This is a genomic window from Acidimicrobiales bacterium (assembly GCA_041394185.1).
Taxonomy (GTDB): Bacteria; Actinomycetota; Acidimicrobiia; order Acidimicrobiales; family Poriferisodalaceae; genus JAAETH01.
The window spans coordinates 195,617-219,988 of sequence record JAWKIQ010000002.1 but is presented as its reverse complement, the minus strand read 5'-3'; the positions used below and the strand labels follow the sequence as shown (position 1 = coordinate 219,988).

Below are 24,372 nucleotides of genomic sequence, written 5' to 3'. Positions count from 1 at the left end.
CTCATGTCGGGCCACGGCGGTGCCGAAAGGCGATGTGTGAGCCGCTCGCACGAGGATCTTCGCAACCTTCTCGATGCCCTGCTTCGGCGCGCTGTCGAGGTAGGGGCCTCCGACATACACCTGAAGGTGGGTTCCAAGCCCAAGATGCGCATAAACGGTCAGCTCTATGCGGTGAAATCCGAAGACCGCTTGTCGCCCAACGACACGATGTCGATGGTCGATGCGATCATGCCCGATCACGTCAAGGGTCGCTTCGCCGAGGTGGGCGACGCCGACTTCGCGTTCTCCGACCCGAAGGTCGGTCGCTTCAGGGTCAACACGTTTCGCCAGCGCGGTTCTGTGGGCCTGGTGTTGCGCCACGTCACCTACGGGGTCGATTCGATAGCCGAACTCGGCCTGCCCCGAGTTGTTCAACGGTTGGCCGACGAACCCCGCGGCCTCGTGTTGGTGACGGGCCCTACCGGTTCTGGCAAGACGACGACCCTGGCGGCGATGGTCGACCACATCAACTCGACCCGCAACTGTCACATCGTCACCATCGAGGACCCGATCGAGATCTTGCACCGTGACAAGCGGGCATCGATCAACCAGCGCGAAATCGGCCTGGATTCGAAGTCGTTCGCAACCGCCATGAGGGCGGCCCTGCGCCAAGACCCCGACGTGATCCTGGTGGGCGAGATGCGCGACCCCGAGACGGTCAACGCCGCGCTGCAAGCCGCGGAAACAGGCCACCTCGTCTTGTCTTCGATGCACACGACCGACGCGTCCGAGACGGTCAATCGAATCATCGAGTTCTTCCCACACCAGCAGCACCGCCAGGTGAGGGCGACCCTGGCGTCGGCGCTGCGCGGAACGCTGGGTCAGCGGTTGGTGCCGGCAGCAAACGGTGAGGGGCGCGTTCCGGTGACCGAAGCCATGGTGGTGACGGGCAGGGTGGCTCAGGCCATTGTCGATATGGAGGCCACGGCCAGCTTGGCCGACCTGATCGCCGAGGGCGACTACTACGGCATGCAGACGTTCGACCAGGGGCTGGCCGACCTGGTGTCGCGCCGCCTGATCACGGTCGAGGCGGCGATGAGCGCTGCGTCTCGGCCCCACGATCTGCGCGTGGCGATGGAGCGTGCGGGCGTCTTGGATCACCGCGGCAACCACCGCGACGACCTTCTGGGGCACCTCAACGGTGTGACGGGTGTCTCTTGACCGAATGTGTCTCGGGCGACTTAGGTTCGCTCAGGATCGTTGCGGAGACCGAGGGGGCTTGTGAGAGACCACATGCGCGTCACCTTTCACGGTGTACGAGGCTCGACCCCGTGTTCGTCGCGGTCTCACATCGGTTGCGGCGGTAACACCTCTTGTGTGTCTGTGGCCGCGCCCGGCACACCTCCCATACTGCTCGACCTTGGCACCGGGCTGCTCGGCTACGCCAAGACCTTCGACGGCCCCTTCGACGGCGTCATGTTGTTGACCCATCTGCACTGGGACCACGTCCAGGGGCTTCCGTTCTTCTCGCCGCTCCTGCGGCCGGGCGCCAATGCCCACATCTACGGGCCGCCCCAGGAGGAAGGGCCGCTGCACGACGTTCTCGTGTCGTTCGTCAGGCCACCCTTCTTTCCGGTGACCGTCGACGACCTGCCCGGTGAGGTCGTGGTAGACGAACTCGACCGGGCTTCGATCGAGGTCGGTCAGGTGCTGGTGACGGCACGTCGCATTCCGCACCCGGGACCCACCAACGGGTACCGCATCGATTTCGGGGGAGCTTCGGTGGCCTACATCCCAGATCACCAACAGCCTCTCGACTTCTCGCAAGACCCCGAGGTGATCGAGTTGGTGTCGGGTGTCGACCTGCTGATCCACGACGCTCAGTTCACTCCGGCCGAGTTCACCGCCAAGTCCGATTGGGGCCACTGCACTCCGCGTTATGCGCTCGAGGTCGCCAAGGCCGCTGGAGCCAAGCGGCTGGCCCTGTTTCACCACGACCCTGCTCACGACGACGACCAGCTGGAGGACATCGCCGCGGGGCTCGAAGGCGATGCCGCCGAGCTGGGGGTCGAAGTGTTCTTGGCCGTAGAGGGCATGACGGTTCAGGTCGGCCAGTAGTCGCCGAGGCGGCTTGCCTGTCGCCGGTGTGGTTTCTTCTAGTCTCTGTGCGTTCGGAGTCCTCGGCTGTGTGCCTGGGGGCGATGCGCCACATAGCTAGGAGACACACGTGAGCGAGGCAGGCAAGATCGATCCGGCGGAGTTCAGGTCGACGCTCGGTCACTTCCCGACCGGCGTGACCGTCGTCACCGGCATGGCGGGCGACCAGCCCGTGGGCATGACCATCGGGTCGTTCACTTCGGTGTCTCTCGAGCCGGCGCTGGTCGCCTGGTTGCCGACTCGAGATTCGGCAACCTGGGCCCAGATCAAGGCGTCGGGTTCGTTCTGCGCCAACATCTTGTCGGCCCACCAAGGCGACGTGTGCGGCGTGTTCGCTTCGCGCTCGGAAGACAAGTTTGCCGACGTCGCTTGGCGCGCCGCGGGCAGCGGGTCGCCGATCATCGAGGGCTCGCTCGGCTGGATCGACTGCGACATCGACGCCATCCATCCGGCCGGTGACCACGACATCGTCGTGGGCGCGGTGAGGTCGCTGGCGGTGTCGGGCGCCGACGATGGTCCGCTGGTGTTCTTCAAGGGTGCGCTCGGCACGTTCGACGCCCACTGAGGCCTACTGGTGGCCTTTGCTACTTCGGTCGTCCTGGGGGCGGTGTTCTTGTTCTCGGGCGTGCTGAAGCTGCGCGACCCGGCGTGGCCCGTAGCCGCCCGAGCGTTGGGTGCCCCGTCGTGGTCGGTGCCCGTGGTGGCTCCGGTCGAGGTCGCTTTGGGTCTGGCGCTGGTCGTGGGTGTGGGGGTGGTGGCCGCCGCGGCCTTCAGCATCGTGCTGCTGCTGGTGTTCTCGGCCCTGTTGGCGTTGGCGATCGGTCGTCCCGACCCTCCGTCGTGTTCGTGTTTCGGGTCTTGGTCGTCGCGGCCGGTGGGCCCTGCGTCGTTGGTTCGCAATGGCGCACTCATGGCCTTGGCCGTGGCCACGGTCGTCTTCAACACCTGATCCACAACCGACCCTGGCGCCCGGACGGCCGACGTTCTATGGTGGTGCAACCACGGAGAGTGGTGTTCAAGCACTTTCCGCAGTTGAGCCTGGAGGAACCATCGTGGAACTGAGCCGCCTGTCGCAATCGACAGTTCTGTCGGACGCCCTGGTCGACGTCGCCGCCACCCGCGAGCGCACCAGGCAGGGGCGGGTCGCTCGTATTGCGTTCGTGCTGGCACTGGCGGCCGGCTGGGCGTGGTGGCGGGTACTGACCGACCAGCCGGTGTGGCCTGGCCTGCCGTCGTTTCCGATCGCCGGCGAGTACATGTTCGGCATCGTGCTGGTGTGCATCCTGGGCGTCGCCGTCCTGGCGCCGTTGTTGGCCGCGGGCCGCTCGCCTCACGTCACCTATCACCCCAGCGAGATCGACACCACGATCGACGACGTCAAGGGCCTCGACACCGTCCGTGACGAGGTGGTCAAGACCCTGAACCTGTTCTTGGCCCACAAGACCTTCCGCGACCGCATGGGCGGCACGCCTCGTCGGGCGATCTTGTTCGAGGGCCCTCCCGGAACCGGCAAGACCTATATGGCCAAGGCGATGGCCAACGAGGCCGGCGTTCCGTTCCTGTTCGTGTCGTCGTCGGCTTTCCAGTCGATGTACTACGGCCAGACCAACCGCAAGATCCGTTCGTACTTCAAAGCCCTGCGCAAGGCCGCTCGCAAGGAGGGCGGCGCCATCGGGTTCATCGAAGAGATCGACGCCATCGGCGCAGCCCGCAGCGGCATGGGTGGTGGCCGCGGCGAGGGCATCACCGGCGTTGTCAACGAGCTGCTGATCCAGCTGCAGAGCTTCGACGAACCCCCTCTGGGAACCCGCATGGTCAATGCGGTCATCGACAGGGTCAACCGAGTGCTGCCTTCGCACCGCCAGCTGAGCAAGCGCCGCGCGGCGGCCGCGAACATCCTGGTCGTGGGCGCCACCAACCGAGCCAGCGATCTCGATCCGGCGTTGCTGCGACCGGGTCGCTTCGACAGGTCTGTGTACTTCGGGCTTCCCGGAAGGCCGGGACGGCGCGACATCATCGACTTCTACCTCGACCGCAAGGCCCACACCGCAGAACTAGACGACGTCGAGCGGCGCAACACCCTGGCCGCGATGACCATGGGCTACTCGCCCGTGATGATCGAGCACCTCTTCGACGAGGCGTTGGTGTGGGCCCTCAGGCGCGGCGGAGATGCCCTCAGCTGGGACGATGTTCAGCAGGCCAAGATGACCGAGGAGTTGGGGCTCACCGAGCGGGTCGTCTACACCGAGGCCGAGCGCCGCACCATCGCAACGCACGAGGCCGGCCATGCGACCGTCGCCCACCTGGTGGGTGCGGGCCGCAAGCTCGAGGTGTTGTCCATCATCAAGCGCCGCGACGCCCTGGGCCTGCTGGCCCACAGCGACGAGGAAGAGCGCTTCACCCAGACCCGCAGCGAGATCGAGGCCCGCATCGACATCGCGTTCGGCGGAATGGTCGCAGAGGAGCTCTGGTTCGGCGAGTCGGGCAGCGGCCCCTCGGGCGACCTTGCAGCAGCCACCAAGGCCGCGGCCACCATGGTCGGAGCGCTGGGTATGGGCGGTCGGTTGATGTCGCTGGAGGCCGCGAACATGGGCAATGGGGCCGACCTCACCGCCAAGGTTCTGGCATCCGACGCCGGGCGTGACTCGGTGGAGGAGATCTTGCAGGCCTCGAAGGCTCGTGTCGACGAACTGCTCGAGGCCAACCGAGACATGGTCGAGGCGCTGCGTGACGCTCTGTTGGAACGCGAAGAGCTGATCGGCGAGGAGATTCTCGACGTCATCCGCCAGGTCCGAATCGCCGGCGAGCCGGTGATCGACCTGACCGGAACACCAGCGGTAGGGGGCTGACCTTCGGCGGCGTCGTCGTTTCGCTTGCTCAGTCGGCCAGCCCCAGGACGTCCAGCACGAACGCCTGGATGCGCGCCTCGTCGCGCCACGCGTCGTAGCGGCCCGAGGGGCCTCCGTGGCCGGCGCCCATCTCGGTCTTCAGGATGAACCTGCGGCGGCCGACGGCTGTTGTCCTGAGCTTTGCGATCCATTTCGCCGGCTCCCAATACGAAACCCGCGGGTCGTTCAGTCCGGCGGTGGCGTACACGGGCGGGTAGTCGACGGCGCCGACGTTCTCGTAGGGCGAGTAGTGAGACATCCAGCCGAACGGTTCGGGTTCTTCGGGGTTTCCCCACTCCTCGTACTCGCCGATGGTCAGCGGCAGGGTGGGGTCGAGCATCGTGTTGACGTTGTCGACGAACGGCACCTCGGCGACGACGCCGGCCAACCGGTCGGGGATCATGTTCATGACCGCTCCGACCAACAGCCCGCCTGCCGATCCGCCCCTGATGACGATTCGGCCAGGTGCGGCCCAGCCCGACTTCTCGAGGTGGTCGACCGCGGTGATCATGTCGGTGAACGAGTTGATCTTGTCGGCCAGGCGACCCTGGTCGTACCAGGCCCGCCCCAACTCGCCCCCGCCGCGAACGTGCGCCATGGCGTACACCACGCCCCGGTTCAGCAAAGACAGCCGATTCGACGAGAACGCCGCGGGCAAGACGACCTCATAAGAGCCGTAGCCGTACAGCACACACGGCGCCGAACCGTCGACTGGGGTGTCGCGGTGGCGCACCACGCTGACCGGCACATGGGTTCCGTCTGAAGCGGGCGCCCAGAGCCGTTCGGTGACGTACTGGTGTGCGTCGTAGCCGCCCAGAACTTCCTGTTGCTTCAGCAGTGTTCGCTCGCCGGTGACCAGGTCTTGTTCATAGATCGAGCTGGGGGTCACCATCGACGCGTACCCGAAGCGATAGACGGTCGAGTCGAACTCTGCGTTGCCAGATCCTCCGGTCTCGAAGATCGGCTCGGGAAACTCCAGGTCTGTCATCGACCCGTCTCGAAGGGTCCACACCGTGACCTGGGGAACGTTGTCTCGGCGCCTGGTGATGACGATGTGGCCCTCGAAGGCATCGACGTCGTCGAGTCGCACGCCGGGTTCGTGGGCCATGATCTCGGTCCAGTTCGGCATCGACGGCGAGTGGATCGGGGCCTCGAACATCCTGAAATCGGGTGCCTCGTGGTTGGACAAGATGAGGAATCGCTCGCCGTGGTGTTCGACCTTGTATTCGTGGTCTTGGCGTCGAGGCTCGATGATCCGCGGAGCCGACGTGGGGTCGTCGGCGTCGATGATGCTGACCTCCGAAGTGGTCTTGGACTCGCTGGAGATGACGATGAACCGTTCCGATCGGGTTGCGCCCAGGCCCACCCAGAAACGGTCGTCGGTCTCGTGGAAGACGACCTCGTCTCGTTCCACGGGGGTACCGATCGTGTGGCGCACAACCCGATCCGAGCGCTGCATCTCGTCGGCCAGGGTGTAGAAGATCGTCGATGAGTCGCCAGACCATGCAAGCCCATAGGTCAACTCTTGTGCCTGATCCGCCAGGGTTTCGCCCGTCTCCAGGTCGACGATGCGCAGCTCGTATTTCTCGTCGCCGTCGAAGTCGAACGTGTACGCGAGCAAGCGGTGGTCGGGGCTCACCAGCAGGTCACCCACGGCCAAATAGTCAGAATCTGCCGCCAGCTCGTTCTCGTCCAGCAAGATCTGCTCTTCATCGGCCGGGCTGCCGTCGATGTCGGCTCGGCGGGTGTGAATCGGGTATTGCTTGCCCTCTTCGGTGCGCCCGACATACCACCACGGACCCTTGCGAACCGGCACGCTCATGTCGGTTTCTTTCACCCGCCCCTTGATCTCCTCGAACAGGCGGTCCGCCAGAGCGTCGAGGTGGCCCATCTGGGCATCGGCGAAGGCGTTCTCGGCCTCCAGATACTCGATGGTCTGGGGGTCGTTGCGATCGCGCAGCCAGAACCACGGATCCTCGGTGATCGTTCCGTGGATCTGCCTGGTGTGGGGGCGCTGGGGCGCGCGCGGCTCGGCTTGCTCGTTCGGGTTCGTGGGCATCGCGAAACGCTAGCTGGCGATCGTCCAACCGCACCCGGCGGGGTAGGGAGCCGGTACCCGATTCGGGTAGGTTGCTCCGATGGCCATTTACGCCTTGGGCGACCAGACGCCCGACATCCACCCCACCGCGTACATCCATCCAGAGGCGGTTGTCATAGGCAGTGTCACCATCGGTCCCCAGTCGACCGTGTGGCCGTTTGCGGTTCTGAGAGGCGACGACGGATTCATCAGGATCGGCGCTCGCACCTCGATTCAGGACGGCGCGGTCATCCACACCACACTCGAGATTCCGACCATCGTCGGCGACGACTGCACCGTTGGCCACTGCGCCCACCTCGAAGCGTGCGATATACGCGACGGTGCACTCGTTGGCTCGAACAGCACGGTTCTGCACGCCGCAGTTGTCGAATCTGGGGCCCTCGTGGGGGCCAACGCCCTGGTGCCAGGCGGAATGGTCGTGCCCGCTCGGGCCATGGCGCTCGGGGTGCCCGCCAAGATTCGGCCCGACGCCGTCGACCCCGACGTGCTCATCGTGCCGGGGGCCCAGAGCTACGTCGAGCGCGGCGAGAGATACCGAGAACTACTCCAGCGAATCGGGTGATCAGCACTTGAACTCCGAGCAACCCAAGCCAGCTCCAGAGGGACGAATCCGGGGCTGGCAACTCCTCAGGGAAGGAATGTGGCGCCACCGCCGAGGCATAGCCCTCGGCATGTTCGTGGGCGTCGTCTGGACGGTCGCCAAGGTAACCGTGCCCTTGTTGATCCAGCGTGCCATCGACCGGGGCATCAGGGGCGACGACTCGCTGACCATGTGGGGTCTGGCCATAGCCGGTGCCGGCCTGGTTTCGGCGGTAGCAACCGGAGCCAGGCGATACATAGCCTTCCAAAACGCCCGCGCGGTCGAGGCCGACCTCCGCGACAGGGTCTACGAGCACGCCCTTCGCCTCCAGTTCGCCTACCACGACACACACCAGACCGGTCAGCTGATGAGTCGTGGCAACACCGATCTGCAGCAGTTCCAGAACTTCGTCACGATGCTGCCGATCACGTTCGCGAACCTGCTGACCGTCGTGTTGGCCACGATCGTGTTGTTGGTGCTCGACTGGCAGTTGGCCCTTGCTGCGCTGGTCGGTTTGCCGCTGGCCAACTACTTCGGACGCAAGTTCTCCCAGACCCTTCATCCGGCGCTGATGGCGGTGCAGGAAGAGTCGGCTCAGCTGGCGTCGGTCGTGGAGGAGACCGTCTCGGGAATTCGGGTGGTCAAGGGTTTCGGGGCCGAGCAGATCCGCTTCGACGCGCTGGCCACCGAGGCCGACGACGTTCGCAGCGCCTCGCTTCGAGCGGCGCGGGCCAGGGCCAACTTCCTTCCCGCGCTCGAGGTGGTGCCAAACATCGGCCTCATCGCAGTGCTGGCATTCGGCGGCAACAAGGTTCTGAACGGCGACCTCGAGGTGGGCGAACTGGTTCTGTTCAACATCTACGTCGTTCTGTTGATCCAACCCCTGCGCATGCTCGGCATGATCGTTGCGAACTTCCAGCGAGCCACGGCGGCGGGGGCTCGCATCGCACAGTTGCTCGACTCGCCGGTGGCCATAGCGTCGCCGCCCTCGCCCAAACATCTGCCCGACCGCGGTTCGGTCGAGGTCGGCAGGGTCTCGTTCTCTGGTGTCTCGTTCGGATATGGCACCGAAGCCGTGCTTGATGGGTTCGAGCTCGAGATCGGTCCGGGCGAGTCGATCGCAATCGTGGGCGCCACCGGTTCGGGCAAGAGCACCATCGCTCGCCTGTTGCCCCGCTTCTACGACGTCGACCAGGGCTCGATCCGCCTCGACGGCGTCGACATCCGCGAGATCGACATCGACGAGCTCAGGCGAGCCGTCGGCCTGGTCTTCGAGGAGACCTTCCTGTTCGCGGCGTCGGTTCGCGACAACATCGCGTTCGGTGTGCCCGACGCCGACTTCGAGGTCGTCAAGCAAGCCGCCCAGCTGGCAGGCGCCGACGAGTTCATCCAGGGCCTGGCGCACGGATACGACACGGTCATCGGCGAGCGCGGGTTCTCGCTGTCGGGTGGCCAGCGCCAACGAATAGCGATCGCCCGCGCGATCGCTGCCGACCCCAGGGTGTTGATCCTCGACGACGCCACGTCGGCCGTCGACCCCACCAAGGAACACGAGATCCGAGACGCCCTTCGCGACGCCATGACCGCCAGAACCACGATCGTCATCGCTCATCGTCCGGCCACGATCGCGCTCGCCGACCGGGTCGTGTTGTTGGCCGAAGGGCGTGTCGCCGCCAGCGGAACCCACGCCGAGTTGGTCGACACCAGCGAGTTGTACAGACAGGTGCTGGCTCAGGGTGCCATCGACGACTCGACCGTTGCGGGTGGTGGCTGATGGCCGGGTGGATGGCAGCTGGTGTCGACGCCGACGACAAGCTCGACCTCGACGCGGCCAAGCACGTCTTGAAGGGCACTGCCAGGCGCATCCGTCCCTACAGGCGCAAGGCCGTGGTGTCGGCCGTGCTGCTGACCGTGTGGACCGGCCTGTTGGTGTTGCTGCCCGTCTTGTTCGGACGCGCTATCGACGCCATCGACGCCGGCGATCGCGACGTGCTGAATCGCACCATCGTCGCCTACGTGGCGATCGCGTGCGTCAACTACTTCCTCTGGCGTGCGGCCATTCTCGGCATCGCCGAGGTCGGAGAGAACTTCTTGCGCGACCTCAGGCGCCGAGTCTTTTCGCACCTGCTGCGGTTGTCGATGCCCTATTACGACCGCGAGAAGGCCGGCATCATCGTGTCGCGCATGACGTCCGACATCGACTCGCTGGCCGAGGTCGTTCAGTTCGGCCTCCAGATGTTCGTGGCCAACGCGCTGCTGCTCATGGTGGTCGGCATAGTCCTGGTGTTCCTCAGCTGGCAGCTGGCTCTGGTGTGCCTGGTGTCTGTGCCGCTGCTCTATTTCGCCAGCCGCAAGTTCCGCCGCGACTCCAACGACGCCTATCTGGCCGTTCGCGATGCCATCGGTTCGATGCTGTCTCAACTGCAGGAGGGCCTGGCCGGGGTCCGTGTGATCCAGGCCTACTCGCGCAACCGGGTCGACGCCGACCGTTTCCACGAGGTCAACCAGCGGCTGTATCGATCGCACATGGAGTCGACGAAGGTGGCGTCGTGGTACCTGCCCATCGTCGACATGTCCGGTGTCGGTACAACCGCCCTGGTCATCGCCATCGGCGGCTGGATGGCCAAGGACGGCCAGATCTCCATCGGCACCGTGGTCGCCTTCGTGCTCTTGCTCCAGAACCTGTTCGAGCCCGTGCAGCAGCTGAGCCAGTTGTTCAACATGATCCAGTCGGCCGGAGCCAGTCTGCACAAGCTCTACGAACTGCTCGACGAGCCGGTCGACGTACCCGAGTCGGCGGCACCGGTCGAGTTGGCGCGTCGCGGCCGGGTCGACGTCGAGGGTGTGTCGTTCGCCTACCCCAATGGCAAGGTCGTGCTCTCCGACATCGATCTCTCGATAGCCGAGGGTGAACGCATCGCACTGGTGGGGCCCACGGGCGCGGGCAAGTCGACGTTGGCCAAGCTGGTCGCCAGGCTCTATGACCCCACCAAGGGTCGCATCGCGTATGGGGGCGTCGACCTCACCGAAGCCAGTTTCGAGTCGCTGCGCGAGCGCATCGTTGCGGTTCCTCAGGAGGGGCACCTCTTCGGCGGCACCGTACGCGACAACATCCGGGTCGCTCGCTCGTCGGCCACCGACGCCGAGATCGAAGCTGCGCTTGGCCGCATCGGGGTTCTCGACCGCTTCGAGGCGCTCGACGACGGAATCGACACCGAAGTTCGCGAGCGCGGGTCTCGCCTGTCGGCCGGCGAACGCCAACTGGTGTCGCTGGCGCGGGCGGCCTTGGTCGATCCTGGCGTCTTGATACTGGACGAGGCGACATCGTCGCTCGACCCTGGCACCGAGGCCGTCGTCGAAGCAGCTATGGACGCGCTGATGGCCGACCGAACCACCATCGTCATCGCCCATCGCCTCACCACGGCCGCTCGCTGCGACCGCATCGGCGTAGTCGACGACGGCAGGCTCGTCGAGTTGGGCACCCACGACCAGCTCATGTCGCTGGGCGGCCGATACGCCAGCCTCTACTCGACCTGGATCGGCTCACAAAACCCCGTCTGACCTCCCGTTTGTGGTGCTGAACCGTTTGTGGCAAACGCTTGCATGTGCGCGCCGTCTTGCCGACTGGAATCGGGTGAGAAGGTTCTCGCGAGTCGTCTTCTTGGTGCTGGCGCTCTCGGCCATGGTCGGGTCGAGCGCTGCGGTCGCGCTCGGCAACGGATCTGTGCTCGAGGCCACCAGCGACTGGGGGCCGGGCACCGATGCCTTGACCGAACAGGTGGCCGTGCACGGAACCTGGAGCCTGCGCGTGGCCGAGCGAGGCGAGATCGTGCAGACCGTGCGATTTACGAACGATCTGACCGATTCGGGTGCCGACACGATCGCCCGGCTCATCAGCGGCGAGGAAGTCGCGGGGCTGTGGGCCATAGCCCTGTCGGGTAGTTCGCCGAGGTTCTGCACATCCGACGGTGGCGGTTGCTTCATCCACACTCCAGGGGCCGTGCCGTGGGCGGGCGGTTCGTCCGATCTGGTGGTCGAGGTCGGTGATGGAAAGCTGAGGCTCGACGGATCGTTGGTCGTCGAGGCCGACGGCACCATCGACTCGGTGCGCAGCCAGCAGTTCTCGTGTCCGGCCGGCGTCGGCGTCGAGCGGTGCAGGCTCGACACCGCGCTGGGTACTGCCGCCACGCTGTCGGAGGCAGACTTCACCGCCGCGGACCTGGCGCCGCTGACGGTGCGCGCCGGCCAGCGTCTGATCGTGTCGGTCGTCATCAGCTTCGGCTGAGGCGCGCACCGGGTACCTTCGGGTCGTCGCCGCCAATTCGTGCCGGCGCTACGAACCGGGTTTGCACTTGCCTTCGATCCGTACCGAGATAACCGAAATCGTCACCGGGCTCGGCATGCTCGGCTACGACTCGCTCGAGCGGGCGCTGGTTCGCCGACCCCGCGAGATGTCGGATGTGCCGCTGACGACCTGGAACCGAGTGGTGATGGCCGTCGACGAGCCCCGCCACCGCGTGGACGCCGCAGGCGCATGGCGCAACGGTCAGGTGTTCTTGGGCAGCGACGAAGGTCTGCGGCGTAGGCCCCCGATATCGATCGAGTGGAAGGGCGGGCACAAGGCGCCCGGCTCAGAGCCCGTGCCCGTCGACCTGCGGGTCGACCACGTCTATCTCGTGTCGTGCAAGTACGCCAGCAAGATCTTGTTGAACGCCGCCCCCAGCCAGCTGTTCGAGAGCCGCAGCCCATCGGGCGACTGGTTCGACGAGGTGGCTCCGGCACAACACCAGAACCTCTATGAGAAGGCGCGCGAACACGTGGTCGGCAACGACCTGCCGGCCTTCGTCACCGATCTGGCCAAGCATCACCGGGCGCGGTTGCGGTCGGCTCTCGACGATTGGTCGGACGATTGTGTGGCGGCCTACCGCGAAATGAGCCTCGAGGTGGGCCGGTCGTCCGCTGCGAAGTGGCGCGCGTCGCTTTCGTCCAAACGAAAGCGCGAGGCCATGCTGTGGCGGTTGCTGCGCATCGGCTCTGCTCCTTATTTCATCCTGGGCAGTGCGGGCGATCAGTCGTTGCGGGTGAGGGTGACCACGCCGTGGGACTGGCGCCGTCGATTCGAGTTCAGGGACTTCGAATGCTGGGGTGAGGATGCGGGCCAGCCCCGCGTGGGGTGGAGGGCCGGGGTTCGCGATCACGAACTCGGAGACGATCTGGGGGTCGAGGGCCACGTTCAGATCCGCTGGAGCCACGGTCGATTCGGGCAGTCGCCAGAAGCCAAGGTCTACCTCGACACCCCACACGACCGGGTGCCCGGTTATCTGTCACTCAAGTGACCCCTCGCAACGTCGGGCCAGGGTGGGATTCGCCTCTTGGATTGTTACTATCTGCGTAGTAGAAATTCGCTGCTTATTCGGCCTACCGCAGAAGGGCGTGATCCGAGATGACCGACATCGGCATCGACCTCAGCCGCTACCAGCTCGGCTGGAGCGACGTAGAGGACTACGTGTTCAAGCCGCGCAGGGGTCTCGACGAAGACCTCATCCGCGAGATGTCGTGGATGAAGGGCGAGCCAGACTGGATGCGCGACTTCCGGCTGCGCTCGTACGAGATCTTCAAGCGCAAGCCCATGCCCAACTGGGGTGGAGACATGTCGGAGATCTTCTTCGACGACATCTTCTACTACATCAAGCCCACAGACCATCAGGTCGACAAGTGGGAAGAGCTGCCCCAGTCGGTGAAGGACACCTACGAAAAGCTCGGCATCCCCGAGGCCGAGCGCAAGTACTTGGCGGGCGTGACCGCCCAGTACGAGTCAGAGGTCGTCTATCACAAGAACCGCGAAGACCTCGAAGAGCAGGGCGTGCTGTTCACCGACATGGACACCGCCGTTCGCGAGTACCCCGACATCGTACGGGCCTATTTCGGCACCATCATCCCGCCGGGCGACAACAAGTTCGCCGCTCTCAACTCGGCGGTTTGGTCTGGCGGGTCGTTCATCTATGTGCCACCCGGCGTCGAAGTCGAGATGCCCCTGCAGGCTTACTTCCGCATCAACGCCGAGAACATGGGCCAGTTCGAGCGCACCCTGATTATCGCCGACGAGGGCGCCAAGGTGCACTACATCGAGGGGTGCTCGGCGCCGGTTTACACCTCCGACTCTTTGCACTCGGCGGTTGTCGAGCTGGTTGCCAAGGACCACGGTCGCATCACCTACACGACCATCCAGAACTGGTCGCCCAACGTGTTCAACCTGGTCACCAAGCGAGCGGTCGCCTACGAGGGTGCCCACGTCGAGTGGATCGATGGCAACATCGGCAGCAGGCTCACGATGAAGTACCCGGCTGTGTACCTGATGGGCCCCAAGGCCTCGGGTGAGGTCTTGTCGGTCGCCTACGCAGGCGCCGGCCAGCACCAGGACGCAGGCGCCAAGATGGTTCACGCCGCTCCCGAGACGACCTCGAAGATCGTCTCCAAATCGATCAGCAAGGACGGCGGTCGCACCACCTATCGCGGCCTGGTCAGGGTCGAAGACGGTGCCGCCGGCTCCAAGAGCCATGTTCAGTGCGACGCGTTGTTGCTGGACGAGATCAGCCGCTCCGATACCTACCCCTACCAGGAGATCGGCGAGCGCGACGCCAACATCGGCCACGAGGCCACGGTGTCGCGGGTGGCAGACGAGCAGTTGTTCTATCTGCGCAGCCGCGGTCTCACCGAAGAGCAGGCCATGGGCATGATCGTCAACGGTTTCATCGAGCCGGTCACGCGTACCTTGCCCATGGAATATGCCGTCGAGTGGAGCCGTCTGATCGAGCTGCAGATGGAGGGCTCGATCGGCTGATCGGCCCACAAGCGATCCTCCCCGAGGAGAGGTGCCACCACCCGGCTCGCCCAGCGTCCGGGGTGGCACCTCGGTGGTTTGCCTTCGGCGGCTTGTTGTTGCGTCTCCGTGACACCCGTGTCGGCCTTGTGGCTGTTTGGTGACAGTGCGCCTCGCCGGGAACCAGCGGCCCGGCCGGAACCGTCCGAGCCTCCGAACTGGGAGGTTCCGAGATGTTGATGAGAAGCGTGTGGCGGGCGGCCGCACTCATCCTGGCAGCGACGCTGATCGTTGCGGCATGCGGCAACAGTGACGATTCTGACGACTCGAGCTCGGGTATCGCCGTTGACGACGCGGGTGAATCCTCGGGTTCCGCCGAGTTCGACGAAGCGGCCGACTCGGTCGAAACGGCTGCCGAAACGACGATTGCTCCTACGACGGCCACCACCCAGGCAGCCGAGGTCGCCCAGGACTCCGACAGTCAATCCGGCGGCGATCTGGGGGCCGGATCGGGTGCTCAGACTTCGCTGACCCCTGCCGATTTGGGCCGCGACATCGTCTTCACCGCATTCGTCACCGTCGAGACCGATGACGTGGCGGCGGCCGGAAAGGCGGCTGTAGACGCCATTGCTCCTCTGGGCGGCTTGGTGTTCGGGCAACAGACCACAGTGGACCCGCGACCTCGAACCGTTCTGGTCATCAAGGTCAGGCCCGAGGACTTCGGCGAGGCGCTGGCGCGAATTGGCGAGATCGGCGAACTCCGCGACCAGACCGTCTCGGCCGAGGACGTGACCGAACGGGTCGTAGACCTCGAGAGCCGAATCGTCACCGCAGAGGCCAGCGTCGAGCGACTGCGTGGATTCCTGGACAACGCAGCCACGCTCGACCAGGTTGCGGCCATGGAGCGCGAGCTTCAGCAGCGTGAGACCGACCTCGAGCTGTTGCGGGGCCAGCTGCGCACGATCCAGCAGGCCGTGTCGCTGGCCACGATCACCCTGACCATCGAGGAGCGGGTTCCCGAGGCACCATCGTCTGGATTGTTGATCGAGGTTTCGGCCTACGTGCAACACGACGATGGGCGCAGTTGTGCTTCTGGTGACTTTCCGGACCTGACCGAGGGCGACGAGGTGACGCTGTGCTACCTGGTCTCCAACACCGGCGACGTTGCCTTGACCGACATCGAGGTGGCCGACCCGAACCTTCCTCGTCGCACGCGTATCGAACCGGTGGGCGATCTCACCCGCCGGCTCGAGCCAGGTCAGTCGACCACCTGGTATGCCCAGTTCGAGGCGGGTGGGGCATCGACCCTTCGCTCGTCGGCTCGGGTTTCGGCCCTGGTCGAACCGGTGCAGGGCGACGGTGTCGAAGCAGTTTCGGCCAGCGACGAGCTCGACCTGCCGGTAGAGCCAGACGATTCGCTTCCGGGGGTCCGAGATGTCGTTTCGACGACCATCTCGACCACGGGAACCGTTATCTATGTAGTGTTCTTGGGACTGATTGTCGCAACCCCTGGCTTGATCATCGCCGCAATCGTGTTCTGGTTGGTGCGCCGCCGGCAGCGCACCACCCGGGCGGCGACTCCTCGGCCCGAGCCCGCACAGCAACTCGAAGCCGAGGGGTAGGAGGGAACGGGGTCGGCCGATTTCGGTGGCATCGGCCGACCCCGGTCGCCCGCTCCTCGCCGGGGTGCAAGATGGGAGATCTCGATGCTCACCGAGAGGTTCGACCAGGCGTTCGTCTGGGCTCATTCCATGCACAGGGAGCACGTGAGGAAGGCGACGGGCATCCCTTACATAACCCATCTGATGGCCGTTACGGCCCTCGCCGTCGAGGACGCAGCCACCGATCCTGCCCTGGTTCATATGGTCGAGGACATCGCCATCGCGGCGGTGCTGCACGATGTTGTCGAAGATACCGAAGCGAGCCTCGAACAGGTCGCAGCTCGGTTCGGCGACCGGGTGGCTGCAATAGTCGACGGGTGTTCTGACACCGATCAGAGCCCCAAACCGCCGTGGCGCGATCGCAAGGTGGCCTACCTCGCCCACCTCGAGGTCGCCTCCGACCAGACGCTTTGTGTTTCGCTGGCCGACAAGCGCCACAACGTCTCGGCACTGGTCACAGATCTTCGCAGTTTCGGCAGTGCGGTGTTCGAGCGCTTCAACGCCGGCCCCGACCAACAGATCTGGTACTACGAGTCGCTGCTGGACGTCTTCGGACGCAGGCGTCCTGGCGTGCCCACCGAAGAGTTCAGACGACAAGTGAGCCAGTTCGTCGAGTTGGCTGGGGGCTCTATCACCTGATTCGCGACTTTGTGGCGGTCACGGACGTCAACTCTGCGTAGTTGACGCCCGTCAACCGGAGGTCTTCGATGAACAAGGTGATCCAAACCGGCCTGACCCTGGCTCTGGTGATCGTCGTTGGGTTGCTCGCTTTCGGGCAGCTCGGCCTGATCGATTGGACGTGGCCATGGCAGAACGCCCAGGTCATGGCGGTTGAGGTCGAGGTGGCCCAGCCCGAAGCGGCCACGATCATCACGGTCGAACCGATAGCCCTCGATTGCAGGGCTCGAATCAGCAGCCTCGTGCCAATCGTTGGCCGCAAGGAACATTCGATCGCCGGCCAGGTGTATCGCACCGACACCGTGTCGATGACCGTTGTCGGAGACATCGATACATGCGTCTCGGCCGGTTCGGTGGAGGTGATCAATCGCGATGACGGGTCGGTTCGGGTGATCGTCCCTGCCGACGCCATCACCTTCGAGCGACCTCGGGTCGACACCGTCGCCACCCTCGATTCGGTCGACTACGACAAGGGCACGTTGGGCAAACTGACCGACGCGTTCCCGTGGGTCAGCGACGACAGCGGTTTGACCCCCGCCGCATATGCCTACGCCCAAACCGTCATCGGCAGCACAGACTGCATGACCAAGGCGTTCGACACCACAAAGCGGGCGATCGTGCGGGCCTATCGCGATCAGCTGATCCAGGCCGGTCACGACCCGTCGATGATCACCATCGACATCGTCGGCCAGCCCGACCTGTCGACCACCCAGGCACCAGAGGAAGCTCTCCAGGGCTTTGACTTCGCGGTCGACACGCTTGCCACTAGCTGCACCGTCGCCGCCGGTGCCTTCGAGCGGGGATTGGCCTCCGGCAGCTCGTGAAACGGGCGAGTTTGCCCTTTGGAAACGGCGTCAGATTGCCGATCAGGAATGCGTGTGGGCGTACCTTTCGGCGAGCATCTGGGACAGAGGCTCGAGACTATGACCGTAGTGCTGGAGGCCAACGCAGCCGTGGCGCTGCTGGACGAACAACATCCGCTTCACGGTGCCGCCAAACGAGCCGTGCGCAACGCATCCAGTGTCGTGATGCTGGATGTGACGCGAACCGAGGTATTCAATCGGTTGCGCCGCCACGGCGGACCAGAGCAGTTGATGGCCGACCTCTATCGCAGGGGCATTCGCATCAAGGCGATGGGTAACGACCTGGCCTTGGCCGCGATGAACCTGCGCACCGAACATCAGAACAAGTGGTTCCCCATCGTGGACGCAGCGGTGGTGGCCTTGGCCCTCGACCGAGGCTGGCAGGTCTTGACGGCCGAACCGCGCTGGCCGACGATACCGGGCGTCAACATCGAGACGCTCGGTGGCTCGGGCAACCCAGCGCCCTCGAACGAGCCCGGAGCCCTTCAGATCACCTGATGTCGACTCGGCCGTGCGGCGTGTCGATCACGGCGAACACGGCCGGCTCACCTCGCAGTATCTGAGAGTTGATCGACAACGCCTGGTGCAGTTCCTGAAGCCGGCCGGGTTCGGGCCAGCAACAGTGCAGCTCGACCAGGCTGCACCCACCCGGTGAGGTGCCGGCGGGGTTCGTTGTGGCCCCCCAATCGATCACGAACGGCACCGGGCCCTGCGGGGCCGATGTGAGCGTCCAGGTGAGCGTTTGGCCCGCAGGTGTCACCCGGCTCATCGAACGTGACGGGCCCGGATCGAACCCCAACTCGGCCATGACAGCGGCGACACCGGCGAGCGATTCGCCTGGGCCCGGGTGAACGGCAAAGGTCACGAGCTGCTGAGACGCATCGGGATCGACGCCGAACGGTCTGGGCCCGGTGTGATCGGCCTGGTCGGGGTCGGTAGCGATGATCTCCAAGTAGGTCTCGGGGCCCAGCGACAACAGCGAGTTGTGGGTGCCTGCACCCGGGTGCGGGCCGCCTCTGGTCGGCGAGACACCGGTCAGGGCCGAGATGAACGCGCCGCCGCGGTTCAGGTCGGGAACTCGGTATACGAGATGGTCGACGATGGCCATTGACGAATTGTCGCTCAGCCGGAGGCCGTCTGGCGATTCGGGATGTCTCGCGTTCGCATGAGCGATCCGTCGGCGGCGAACACCTTCAGCGTGCAATCGGCCAACTCGAACATCGCCTTTTGGTCGAACCTCCGCAGAAGCTCCAAGCCAAACTCGAAGTCGGCGTCGAGCAGTCCGAAGCCGGGCTCGATCCACGAGTGGTCGCTGGAGCGTCCGGTGGCCTCGATGTGTCGAACCGACCGCTCCGACAGCAGGGCACGCATCTGCGAACTTCGCGCCTCGTTCTCGCAACGGTCGAGCACGGCGCTCTGCGGGTTGTACGCGGTGACGACCAGCATTCGAGGCAGATCGTGCGGCCAGAAGCGGTCGGTCGAGGCGTGGAAGGGTTCGCCGAGGTCGACCTCGCTGGCGACGTAGATATCCCAAATTGCCGCGTCCGCAGGGCTCATCGAGACGATCGTAGCGACGGTGGATGCTTTACTGGCCCGATGAACCGCCTGTTCGTGGCGACCTGGCTTCCGGCCCAGATCCATGATCTGCTGGACACCATTCCCGCCGACCATCGGCGTCACCTGCGCAAGACAAACGACGTCAGATGGGTCGAGCGCCATCGCAGGCACGTGACGTTGTGGTTTCTGGGCGACGCGGACGCCGCACCCGTCGCCAGGGCCCTTGAATCGATGAGGTTCAAGCCGGTGATTGCGTCTGTGGGGCCCGGATTGACGAGGCTGGGCCCATCGGCGCTGGTGGTTCCGGTGGCGGGACTGGACGGGCTGGCCATGACGGTTCAGGGCGCAACCCGCGCCCTTGGAGTGACCGACACCGCAGGCCGGGGGTTCGTGGGACACGTGACGGTCGGGCGGGTGCGAAGGAATGCTTCACCCGCCCTGCAACCGTTCGAGCTCAGCGCCCAGTTCGAAGTGGCCCAGATCGACCTGGTCGCAAGCGTGCCCTCGCCCGATGGTTCCGCCTACCGGACAATTGGCACGTTCGCGGCCAGCTAGGTTCCCTGCGATGTTCGCCCCGATACCAACAGATCGCCTCGTTCGACGCTGGGCTCAACTGGTCGCCGGGCTGGTGGCGTTCGGCGTGGGCTTGGCCCTGATGTTCGTGGCCGACCTGGGCCTGCCTCCGTGGGACGTACTGCACGAAGGCATAGCCGAAAGGGTCGGGTTGCCGGTAGGAACCATCATCAGCCTCGTTGGAGCCCTGATGGTGCTGGTGATGATCGCACTTCGAGAGCCGCTCGGTTTGGGAACACTGCTGAATGTCCTCGTGATCGGCCCGGTGGTGGATCTGACCATGTGGCTGCTGGGAGACCCGACCTCGATGGCACTTCGCGTCGGCTACCTCGTCGCCGGGCCGCTGGTGGTGGGTCTGGCCGGGGGTCTCTATCTGGGTGCCGACATGGGGGCTGGGCCTCGCGACGGCACCATGACCGCTCTGGGACGCCGGGGCCTGCGCATCGCCTACGCGCGCTTCGCAGTGGAGGCGGCAGCGTTCTTCGGCGGATTGGCTTTGGGCGGTACCGCTGGAGCCGGAACGGTTTGGTTCTTGGTCGCCATCGGTCACGCAACCGAGTGGTCGGTCAATCGCTTCGTGATCGTTGGCGCCGACGGATCCAACCGCACCGTGGCGCTTTCGCACCAGGACAAGGCCGCGGGCTAGCGCCTGCGTCGGTGGCTGGTGGCCACTATCTCCACCAGAATGGCGCCGGCCAGCATGATCCCCGCGGCGGCCACACCCAGAACGGTGAACGAACCGGCTGCGACCAGGATGCCGCCCACCGTAGGTCCGATGACGCGGCCCAGAGCCATCACCGCCTGAGCGTCGCCGATGCGGTCGGCCGGGTGCTTGGAGCGCTCCGACAGCAGCGTGTAGGCCTCGGGCACCGCCATCCAGAAAGCTGCGCCCCACAGCGCCATCGCGGCGAAGAACACCACCTGCGAATCGACGGTCGCCAGGGCCAAGGCGCACAATGCGGTGATAGCGATGAATCCGCCGGGCATACGCCGTCGGCCTGCATAGCGGGCCGCCGGTATTCCGGTGATGGCGTTGAGGCTGAGGGCCAGGCTGAGTGCGATCGTGCTCATGCCGAGGTTGTCGGCGATGACGCCGCTGAAGACGAAGACCGCCGAACCGCCCAGGGCCAGGGCCCCCATGCCGAGCAGCACCGGGATGACGCCACGAGCCTCGATGGGGCGTCGACCGCGCGTGATCGCCGGGTCTACGCGCAATGGCAACAGAAGGCACACGGCGCTGAACCCCGCCAACGTCAGGTAGATGGCGTCGAGGCCACCCCACCACGAAGCAAGTGCGATCAGGGGTGCCGCCACCACAGACGTCACCGGGCCAAGCGCTGCTATTTCGCCCCGCCGGTTGTCGTCGTCAGCACTGTCGGCCCAGGCGATCCAGGTCAGCAGACCCATGGCGATACCGGTGATGCCCCTCAGTGCGATGAGGCTTGCATAGTTGGGGGCGATGGCCGACGCAGCGTTGGCCACGAACATGGTGATGCCGGCCCACCTGGCCATCTTCACGGAGGGGACCAGTCTGCGCCCGCCCAGCAGGTTGGCGACGGTGAACCCACCGACCTGCGCAGTCGAAATCAGAGCGGCGGCGCCGGTGTTGACGCCGTAGTCGACCACCACCTCGGGGACGGCCAGGGCGGTGGCGGCGAACACAGCCGAAACGGCTGCCGAACTGGCCAAGAGGCCGGGCGAGGCAGCCGGCTTCAGCCTTCTGAGGGCCCTCGCGGGCGTCGCGAACGTCACCGTGGCAGGCTACGCGCTGGGTAGGTTCATCCAGCGCTAGATGGGGCCATGTCGACCGCTCGTACCCCGGGCCTGAACGCCAGGCGGCCGTTGTTCGGGGCGTCTCCGAACGCAAAGACCTCACCTTCGCTCGTTGTTATCCAGTAACCGTTCCCCGAAGCGGTGGGGGCGAACTGGGCGGGGCTGGCCGTGTCACAGCGGCCGGTGCCCGGCACCGAACCGAAATAGCCGACCGCCCCGAAGGCAAACACGCCACCATCGCCGGCGTGCAACCAGTAGCCGCTGCCGTCGGGATTGGACGCCATCGACATGACGGGCGAGTTCAGCTGCATGGCGCCGGTAGAGCCGTGGAACTCGGCGTCGCCGAAGCTGAACACACCACCGTCGAGGCCGAGCAACCAGTAGCCGCCTCCGGTGGATGTCGGCTCCATCGACACGATCGGCGCGGCCAGTTGCATGGCGCCGGTCGAACCGTGGAACCTGGCGTCTCCGAACGTGAACACTCCGCCATCGTCGGCCTGCAGCCAATAGCCGGTGCCGGCGGGGTTGGCGACCAGCCTGCGGATGGGAGCGGCCAGTTCGCGGCCGGCCATGTCGCCGTGGAACTCGGCGTCTCCGAATGCGTGAACCGATCCACGGTCGTCGACGATCCAGTATCCACGCCCGCTGGGGGTCGCTTCCAGAGACACGGCGGTGCGGCCGGTTGCGGTTATGTCGCCAAGGCTGGGAACCCCGAAACCGTGCACCGCTCCGTCCGAATCGAGCACCCAGTAGCCCTGTGCCACCGATGACGATGGCGATCGGGGAGGGGTCGAGTCGGCTCGGCACTGGGCCCGATCTCGTTCGGCCTCGAATCCGCCACTGGCGGGGCCGTGGGCAAACCACTTCAGGGCCGGCTCGAAGAACATTTCGTGGAAGCCGTTGAACAACACGAACGTCACCGGCCCAGACGAACGCGACAGCACGACCTGCTTGTCTTCTGGCCCGAAGTACGAAGGTGCGCCGGGCTGGCCCTCGAGTTCGGGAGGCATGACGAAGTGGTCGAAGTGATCCACCTGGCGCTGGGTGAACCGATCCGCGGGGTCGGCGAGTTGGTTGAATGCCCTGGCCGCATGCGACGGCGGCACTATCGAGTCGCGGAGGCCCCCGGCTATGTACACCGGTAGGCCAGCGGCGCGCGCCGCGTCGAGGTGGGTCATCGGACTGCGCTGGACGCAGCTGTCATAGGCAGCGGTTCCGGGCCGGGGCGCCCCGCCGCACGAGCCTTCGATGTGGGGTATGTAGTGCCGCCACGGAGCGTAGACCTCGTTGTAGACGTACCAACCGGGCAGGTCGTACACCGGTACCCACGCGGCGACGCCCGCGAACAATTCGGGGTGCCTTCCAGCCATCTGCAAGGCCATGTGGCCGCCGCCCGAGAAACCGATGACGAACACCCGGTCTGGGTCGGCGCCGCGGGCCGTGGCGTACTGGACCGCATCGACGACGTCGGCCACCGCCAGTTCAGACCCGGTTGCCGTGGGCTGCTTGTTGACCCCCCTGAAGTTCGGGGCGATCATCGCCCAGCCGCTGTCGCGGGCCCACTGTGCGAACGGGATGCTCCATTGTTGGTCGTACGCCGCCGACCACGAGTGCAGCACCACCAGGACGGGGCGCCCGGCCTCGGGAGCCGGCAACCACATCGCGGGCTGGGCCGCGCCGTCGGCGCTGGAGATGATGGTGACGTCGTGCGCCTGGGGCACCAAGGCCTGCCAGGCATTGCGGTCGGGGCCCGACATGCTGCGATATCCCATGGTCGCCACTGCGTCCACTGGGGCGATCGCCATCGGCACGGGTTCGACATCGATTCGTCCTATGCGGCGGTCGGTCGAGGAGTCTGTGGATGTCCCGCCAGTCGCCAGCCACACCGTGCCGTCGGCATCGACCACCGATGTGGTCTCGTCCAGTTTAGAGAGGGCCACCGAACCGCTGGGCGAAGCGGGCCGGGCCACCACGGTTCGGGCACCAGACGGCGAGTAGTGGTGGGTCGTGCCGTTCGAGTCGAGCAGGGCGTAGCCGTCGCCGTCGCGCGCAGCGTCGACGATGTTGCGCGGCTGGCCGTCGTTGGCGCCGCCGAGGAACGGCGCCCCGAACGCCCACACACCGCCGCTGACGTCGACCATCCAATATCCGGTGGTCGACGTCACCACGGCAATGACCGGGTGATGGATCGTGTAGTCGGCCCCCGACCCCTGGTGGATCGCGTCGCCGAATGCGTAGACCGACCCGCCTGCGGTCACCATCACATAGCCGTCGCCGTCGGGCGTCAGCGAGGCGTCGACGATGGGTGCGGGAGGGGGATTGGTGGTCAGGTCGGCGAGGCCGCGGGCGTCTCCGAACGGGGCCACGCGACCCATACTGGTGAACAGGTAGTACCCACCGCCCGTTGGCGTGGCCTCGATCGACACGACCCTTTCGCCAGGCAGCATGATCTGCCAGCCCAACTCGCCGTGGTGTTGGGCTCGCGACGCATACACGTTGCCAAAATCGTCGACCACCCAATAGCCGCCGCCGTCGGGGTCCGAGGCGATGTCTGCTACAGCGGCACCCTGGGGGCCGGCGAGATCGGCGCGGGCGGGCGCGGGCGTCGACACGATGCCCAACACAATCGCGACAACGATCAGGGTTCGCCTGCACGACCTCATGTCAATCCATCGAACTTTCGGGGGTCCTTGTTGAGCGCCTTGGCCGATGTCGGCGCAGCGGTGACCTCGGCCCGACGCCGAT

22 protein-coding genes are annotated in these 24,372 nt (G+C 65.6%); 17 read left to right on the top strand and 5 right to left on the bottom strand.

Translation table 11 applies throughout. The features are described from left to right. Positions 1-36 precede the first annotated feature (36 nt). From R2770_08565 to R2770_08545, 5 genes are all read left to right on the top strand, one after another. Positions 37-1,200 carry a type IV pilus twitching motility protein PilT gene (locus R2770_08565; GenBank protein ID MEZ5280515.1) on the top strand — a complete coding sequence of 388 codons (1,164 nt, stop codon included), beginning with the start codon at positions 37-39 and terminating at the stop codon, positions 1,198-1,200. A gap of 156 nt (positions 1,201-1,356) precedes the next feature. Next, positions 1,357-2,097 carry an MBL fold metallo-hydrolase gene (locus tag R2770_08560; GenBank protein MEZ5280514.1) on the top strand — a complete coding sequence of 247 codons (741 nt, stop codon included), beginning with the start codon at positions 1,357-1,359 and terminating at the stop codon, positions 2,095-2,097. Between the two features lie 109 nt (positions 2,098-2,206). After that, entirely contained in the window at positions 2,207-2,701 is a 495-nt protein-coding gene (locus R2770_08555) for a flavin reductase family protein (GenBank protein ID MEZ5280513.1), read from the top strand. 9 nt (positions 2,702-2,710) lie between these two features. Next, positions 2,711-3,085, top strand: coding sequence for a MauE/DoxX family redox-associated membrane protein (locus tag R2770_08550; GenBank protein ID MEZ5280512.1), 375 nt, complete (start codon positions 2,711-2,713; stop codon positions 3,083-3,085). 103 nt (positions 3,086-3,188) lie between these two features. Next, complete coding sequence (locus R2770_08545; GenBank protein MEZ5280511.1) at positions 3,189-4,985, top strand: AAA family ATPase; 1,797 nt, start codon at positions 3,189-3,191, stop codon at positions 4,983-4,985. A 28-nt stretch (positions 4,986-5,013) separates the two neighbouring features. On the opposite strand, the gene R2770_08540 is transcribed toward R2770_08545, so the two are convergent. Beyond that, entirely contained in the window at positions 5,014-7,083 is a 2,070-nt protein-coding gene (locus R2770_08540) for a S9 family peptidase (protein MEZ5280510.1), read from the bottom strand. A gap of 79 nt (positions 7,084-7,162) precedes the next feature. On the opposite strand from R2770_08540, the gene R2770_08535 reads away from it, so the two are divergent. From R2770_08535 to R2770_08490, 10 genes are all read left to right on the top strand, one after another. Next, complete coding sequence (locus tag R2770_08535; protein MEZ5280509.1) at positions 7,163-7,684, top strand: gamma carbonic anhydrase family protein; 522 nt, start codon at positions 7,163-7,165, stop codon at positions 7,682-7,684. 7 nt (positions 7,685-7,691) lie between these two features. Then, entirely contained in the window at positions 7,692-9,476 is a 1,785-nt protein-coding gene (locus R2770_08530; GenBank protein ID MEZ5280508.1) for an ABC transporter ATP-binding protein, read from the top strand. After that, the gene (locus R2770_08525; protein ID MEZ5280507.1) at positions 9,476-11,263 is read left to right on the top strand and encodes an ABC transporter ATP-binding protein; all 1,788 of its coding nucleotides are present in this window, start codon (positions 9,476-9,478) and stop codon (positions 11,261-11,263) included. The genes R2770_08530 and R2770_08525 overlap by 1 nt, the downstream gene beginning before the upstream one ends. A 73-nt stretch (positions 11,264-11,336) precedes the next feature. Then, positions 11,337-11,987 (top strand): hypothetical protein, encoded by a 651-nt coding sequence (locus tag R2770_08520; GenBank protein ID MEZ5280506.1) that lies wholly within the window; start codon positions 11,337-11,339, stop codon positions 11,985-11,987. Between the two features lie 67 nt (positions 11,988-12,054). Beyond that, positions 12,055-13,038: a hypothetical protein gene (locus R2770_08515; GenBank protein ID MEZ5280505.1), complete on the top strand. Its 984-nt coding sequence runs from the start codon at positions 12,055-12,057 to the stop codon at positions 13,036-13,038. Between the two features lie 107 nt (positions 13,039-13,145). Further along, on the top strand, positions 13,146-14,543 hold the full coding sequence (gene sufB / locus R2770_08510; protein MEZ5280504.1) for a Fe-S cluster assembly protein SufB: 1,398 nt from the start codon (positions 13,146-13,148) through the stop codon (positions 14,541-14,543). Between the two features lie 212 nt (positions 14,544-14,755). Beyond that, a complete protein-coding gene (locus R2770_08505) occupies positions 14,756-16,144 on the top strand; it encodes a DUF4349 domain-containing protein (protein MEZ5280503.1) in 1,389 nt (462 codons plus the stop codon). Positions 16,145-16,228: 84 nt separating this feature from the next. Beyond that, positions 16,229-16,822 (top strand): HD domain-containing protein, encoded by a 594-nt coding sequence (locus R2770_08500; protein ID MEZ5280502.1) that lies wholly within the window; start codon positions 16,229-16,231, stop codon positions 16,820-16,822. A 68-nt stretch (positions 16,823-16,890) separates the two neighbouring features. Continuing rightward, entirely contained in the window at positions 16,891-17,685 is a 795-nt protein-coding gene (locus R2770_08495) for a hypothetical protein (protein MEZ5280501.1), read from the top strand. Between the two features lie 99 nt (positions 17,686-17,784). After that, a complete protein-coding gene (locus R2770_08490) occupies positions 17,785-18,222 on the top strand; it encodes a PIN domain-containing protein (GenBank protein ID MEZ5280500.1) in 438 nt (145 codons plus the stop codon). On the opposite strand, the gene R2770_08485 is transcribed toward R2770_08490, so the two are convergent. After that, complete coding sequence (locus tag R2770_08485) at positions 18,215-18,832, bottom strand: VOC family protein (protein MEZ5280499.1); 618 nt, start codon at positions 18,830-18,832, stop codon at positions 18,215-18,217. The two genes, R2770_08490 and R2770_08485, sit on opposite strands and share 8 nt — an antisense overlap. 14 nt (positions 18,833-18,846) lie before the next feature. After that, positions 18,847-19,281 carry a DUF3293 domain-containing protein gene (locus R2770_08480; protein ID MEZ5280498.1) on the bottom strand — a complete coding sequence of 145 codons (435 nt, stop codon included), beginning with the start codon at positions 19,279-19,281 and terminating at the stop codon, positions 18,847-18,849. 39 nt (positions 19,282-19,320) lie between these two features. On the opposite strand from R2770_08480, the gene R2770_08475 reads away from it, so the two are divergent. Beyond that, complete coding sequence (locus R2770_08475; protein ID MEZ5280497.1) at positions 19,321-19,836, top strand: hypothetical protein; 516 nt, start codon at positions 19,321-19,323, stop codon at positions 19,834-19,836. 10 nt (positions 19,837-19,846) lie between these two features. Continuing rightward, complete coding sequence (locus R2770_08470; protein ID MEZ5280496.1) at positions 19,847-20,500, top strand: hypothetical protein; 654 nt, start codon at positions 19,847-19,849, stop codon at positions 20,498-20,500. Here the strand turns inward: R2770_08470 and R2770_08465 are convergent. Both R2770_08465 and R2770_08460 read right to left on the bottom strand, forming a co-directional pair. Further along, entirely contained in the window at positions 20,497-21,606 is a 1,110-nt protein-coding gene (locus R2770_08465) for a hypothetical protein (protein MEZ5280495.1), read from the bottom strand. The genes R2770_08470 and R2770_08465 overlap by 4 nt on opposite strands. Positions 21,607-21,632: 26 nt before the next feature. After that, positions 21,633-24,290, bottom strand: a complete 2,658-nt coding sequence (locus R2770_08460; GenBank protein ID MEZ5280494.1) for an alpha/beta fold hydrolase — start codon at positions 24,288-24,290, stop codon at positions 21,633-21,635. Between the last annotated feature and the right edge of the window lie 82 nt (positions 24,291-24,372).

Bases quoted from the DNA above. Each gene is read 5' to 3' on its own strand.
- R2770_08540 (MEZ5280510.1), bottom strand. From the start codon at position 7,083: ATGCCCACGAACCCGAACGAGCAAGCCGAGCCGCGCGCGCCCCAGCGC.
- R2770_08535 (MEZ5280509.1), top strand. From the start codon at position 7,163: ATGGCCATTTACGCCTTGGGCGACCAGACGCCCGACATCCACCCCACC.
- R2770_08525 (MEZ5280507.1), top strand. From the start codon at position 9,476: ATGGCCGGGTGGATGGCAGCTGGTGTCGACGCCGACGACAAGCTCGAC.
- sufB (MEZ5280504.1), top strand. From the start codon at position 13,146: ATGACCGACATCGGCATCGACCTCAGCCGCTACCAGCTCGGCTGGAGC.
- R2770_08505 (MEZ5280503.1), top strand. From the start codon at position 14,756: ATGTTGATGAGAAGCGTGTGGCGGGCGGCCGCACTCATCCTGGCAGCG.
- R2770_08500 (MEZ5280502.1), top strand. From the start codon at position 16,229: ATGCTCACCGAGAGGTTCGACCAGGCGTTCGTCTGGGCTCATTCCATG.
- R2770_08495 (MEZ5280501.1), top strand. From the start codon at position 16,891: ATGAACAAGGTGATCCAAACCGGCCTGACCCTGGCTCTGGTGATCGTC.
- R2770_08490 (MEZ5280500.1), top strand. From the start codon at position 17,785: ATGACCGTAGTGCTGGAGGCCAACGCAGCCGTGGCGCTGCTGGACGAA.
- R2770_08485 (MEZ5280499.1), bottom strand. From the start codon at position 18,832: ATGGCCATCGTCGACCATCTCGTATACCGAGTTCCCGACCTGAACCGC.
- R2770_08480 (MEZ5280498.1), bottom strand. From the start codon at position 19,281: ATGAGCCCTGCGGACGCGGCAATTTGGGATATCTACGTCGCCAGCGAG.
- R2770_08475 (MEZ5280497.1), top strand. From the start codon at position 19,321: ATGAACCGCCTGTTCGTGGCGACCTGGCTTCCGGCCCAGATCCATGAT.
- R2770_08470 (MEZ5280496.1), top strand. From the start codon at position 19,847: ATGTTCGCCCCGATACCAACAGATCGCCTCGTTCGACGCTGGGCTCAA.
- R2770_08460 (MEZ5280494.1), bottom strand. From the start codon at position 24,290: ATGAGGTCGTGCAGGCGAACCCTGATCGTTGTCGCGATTGTGTTGGGC.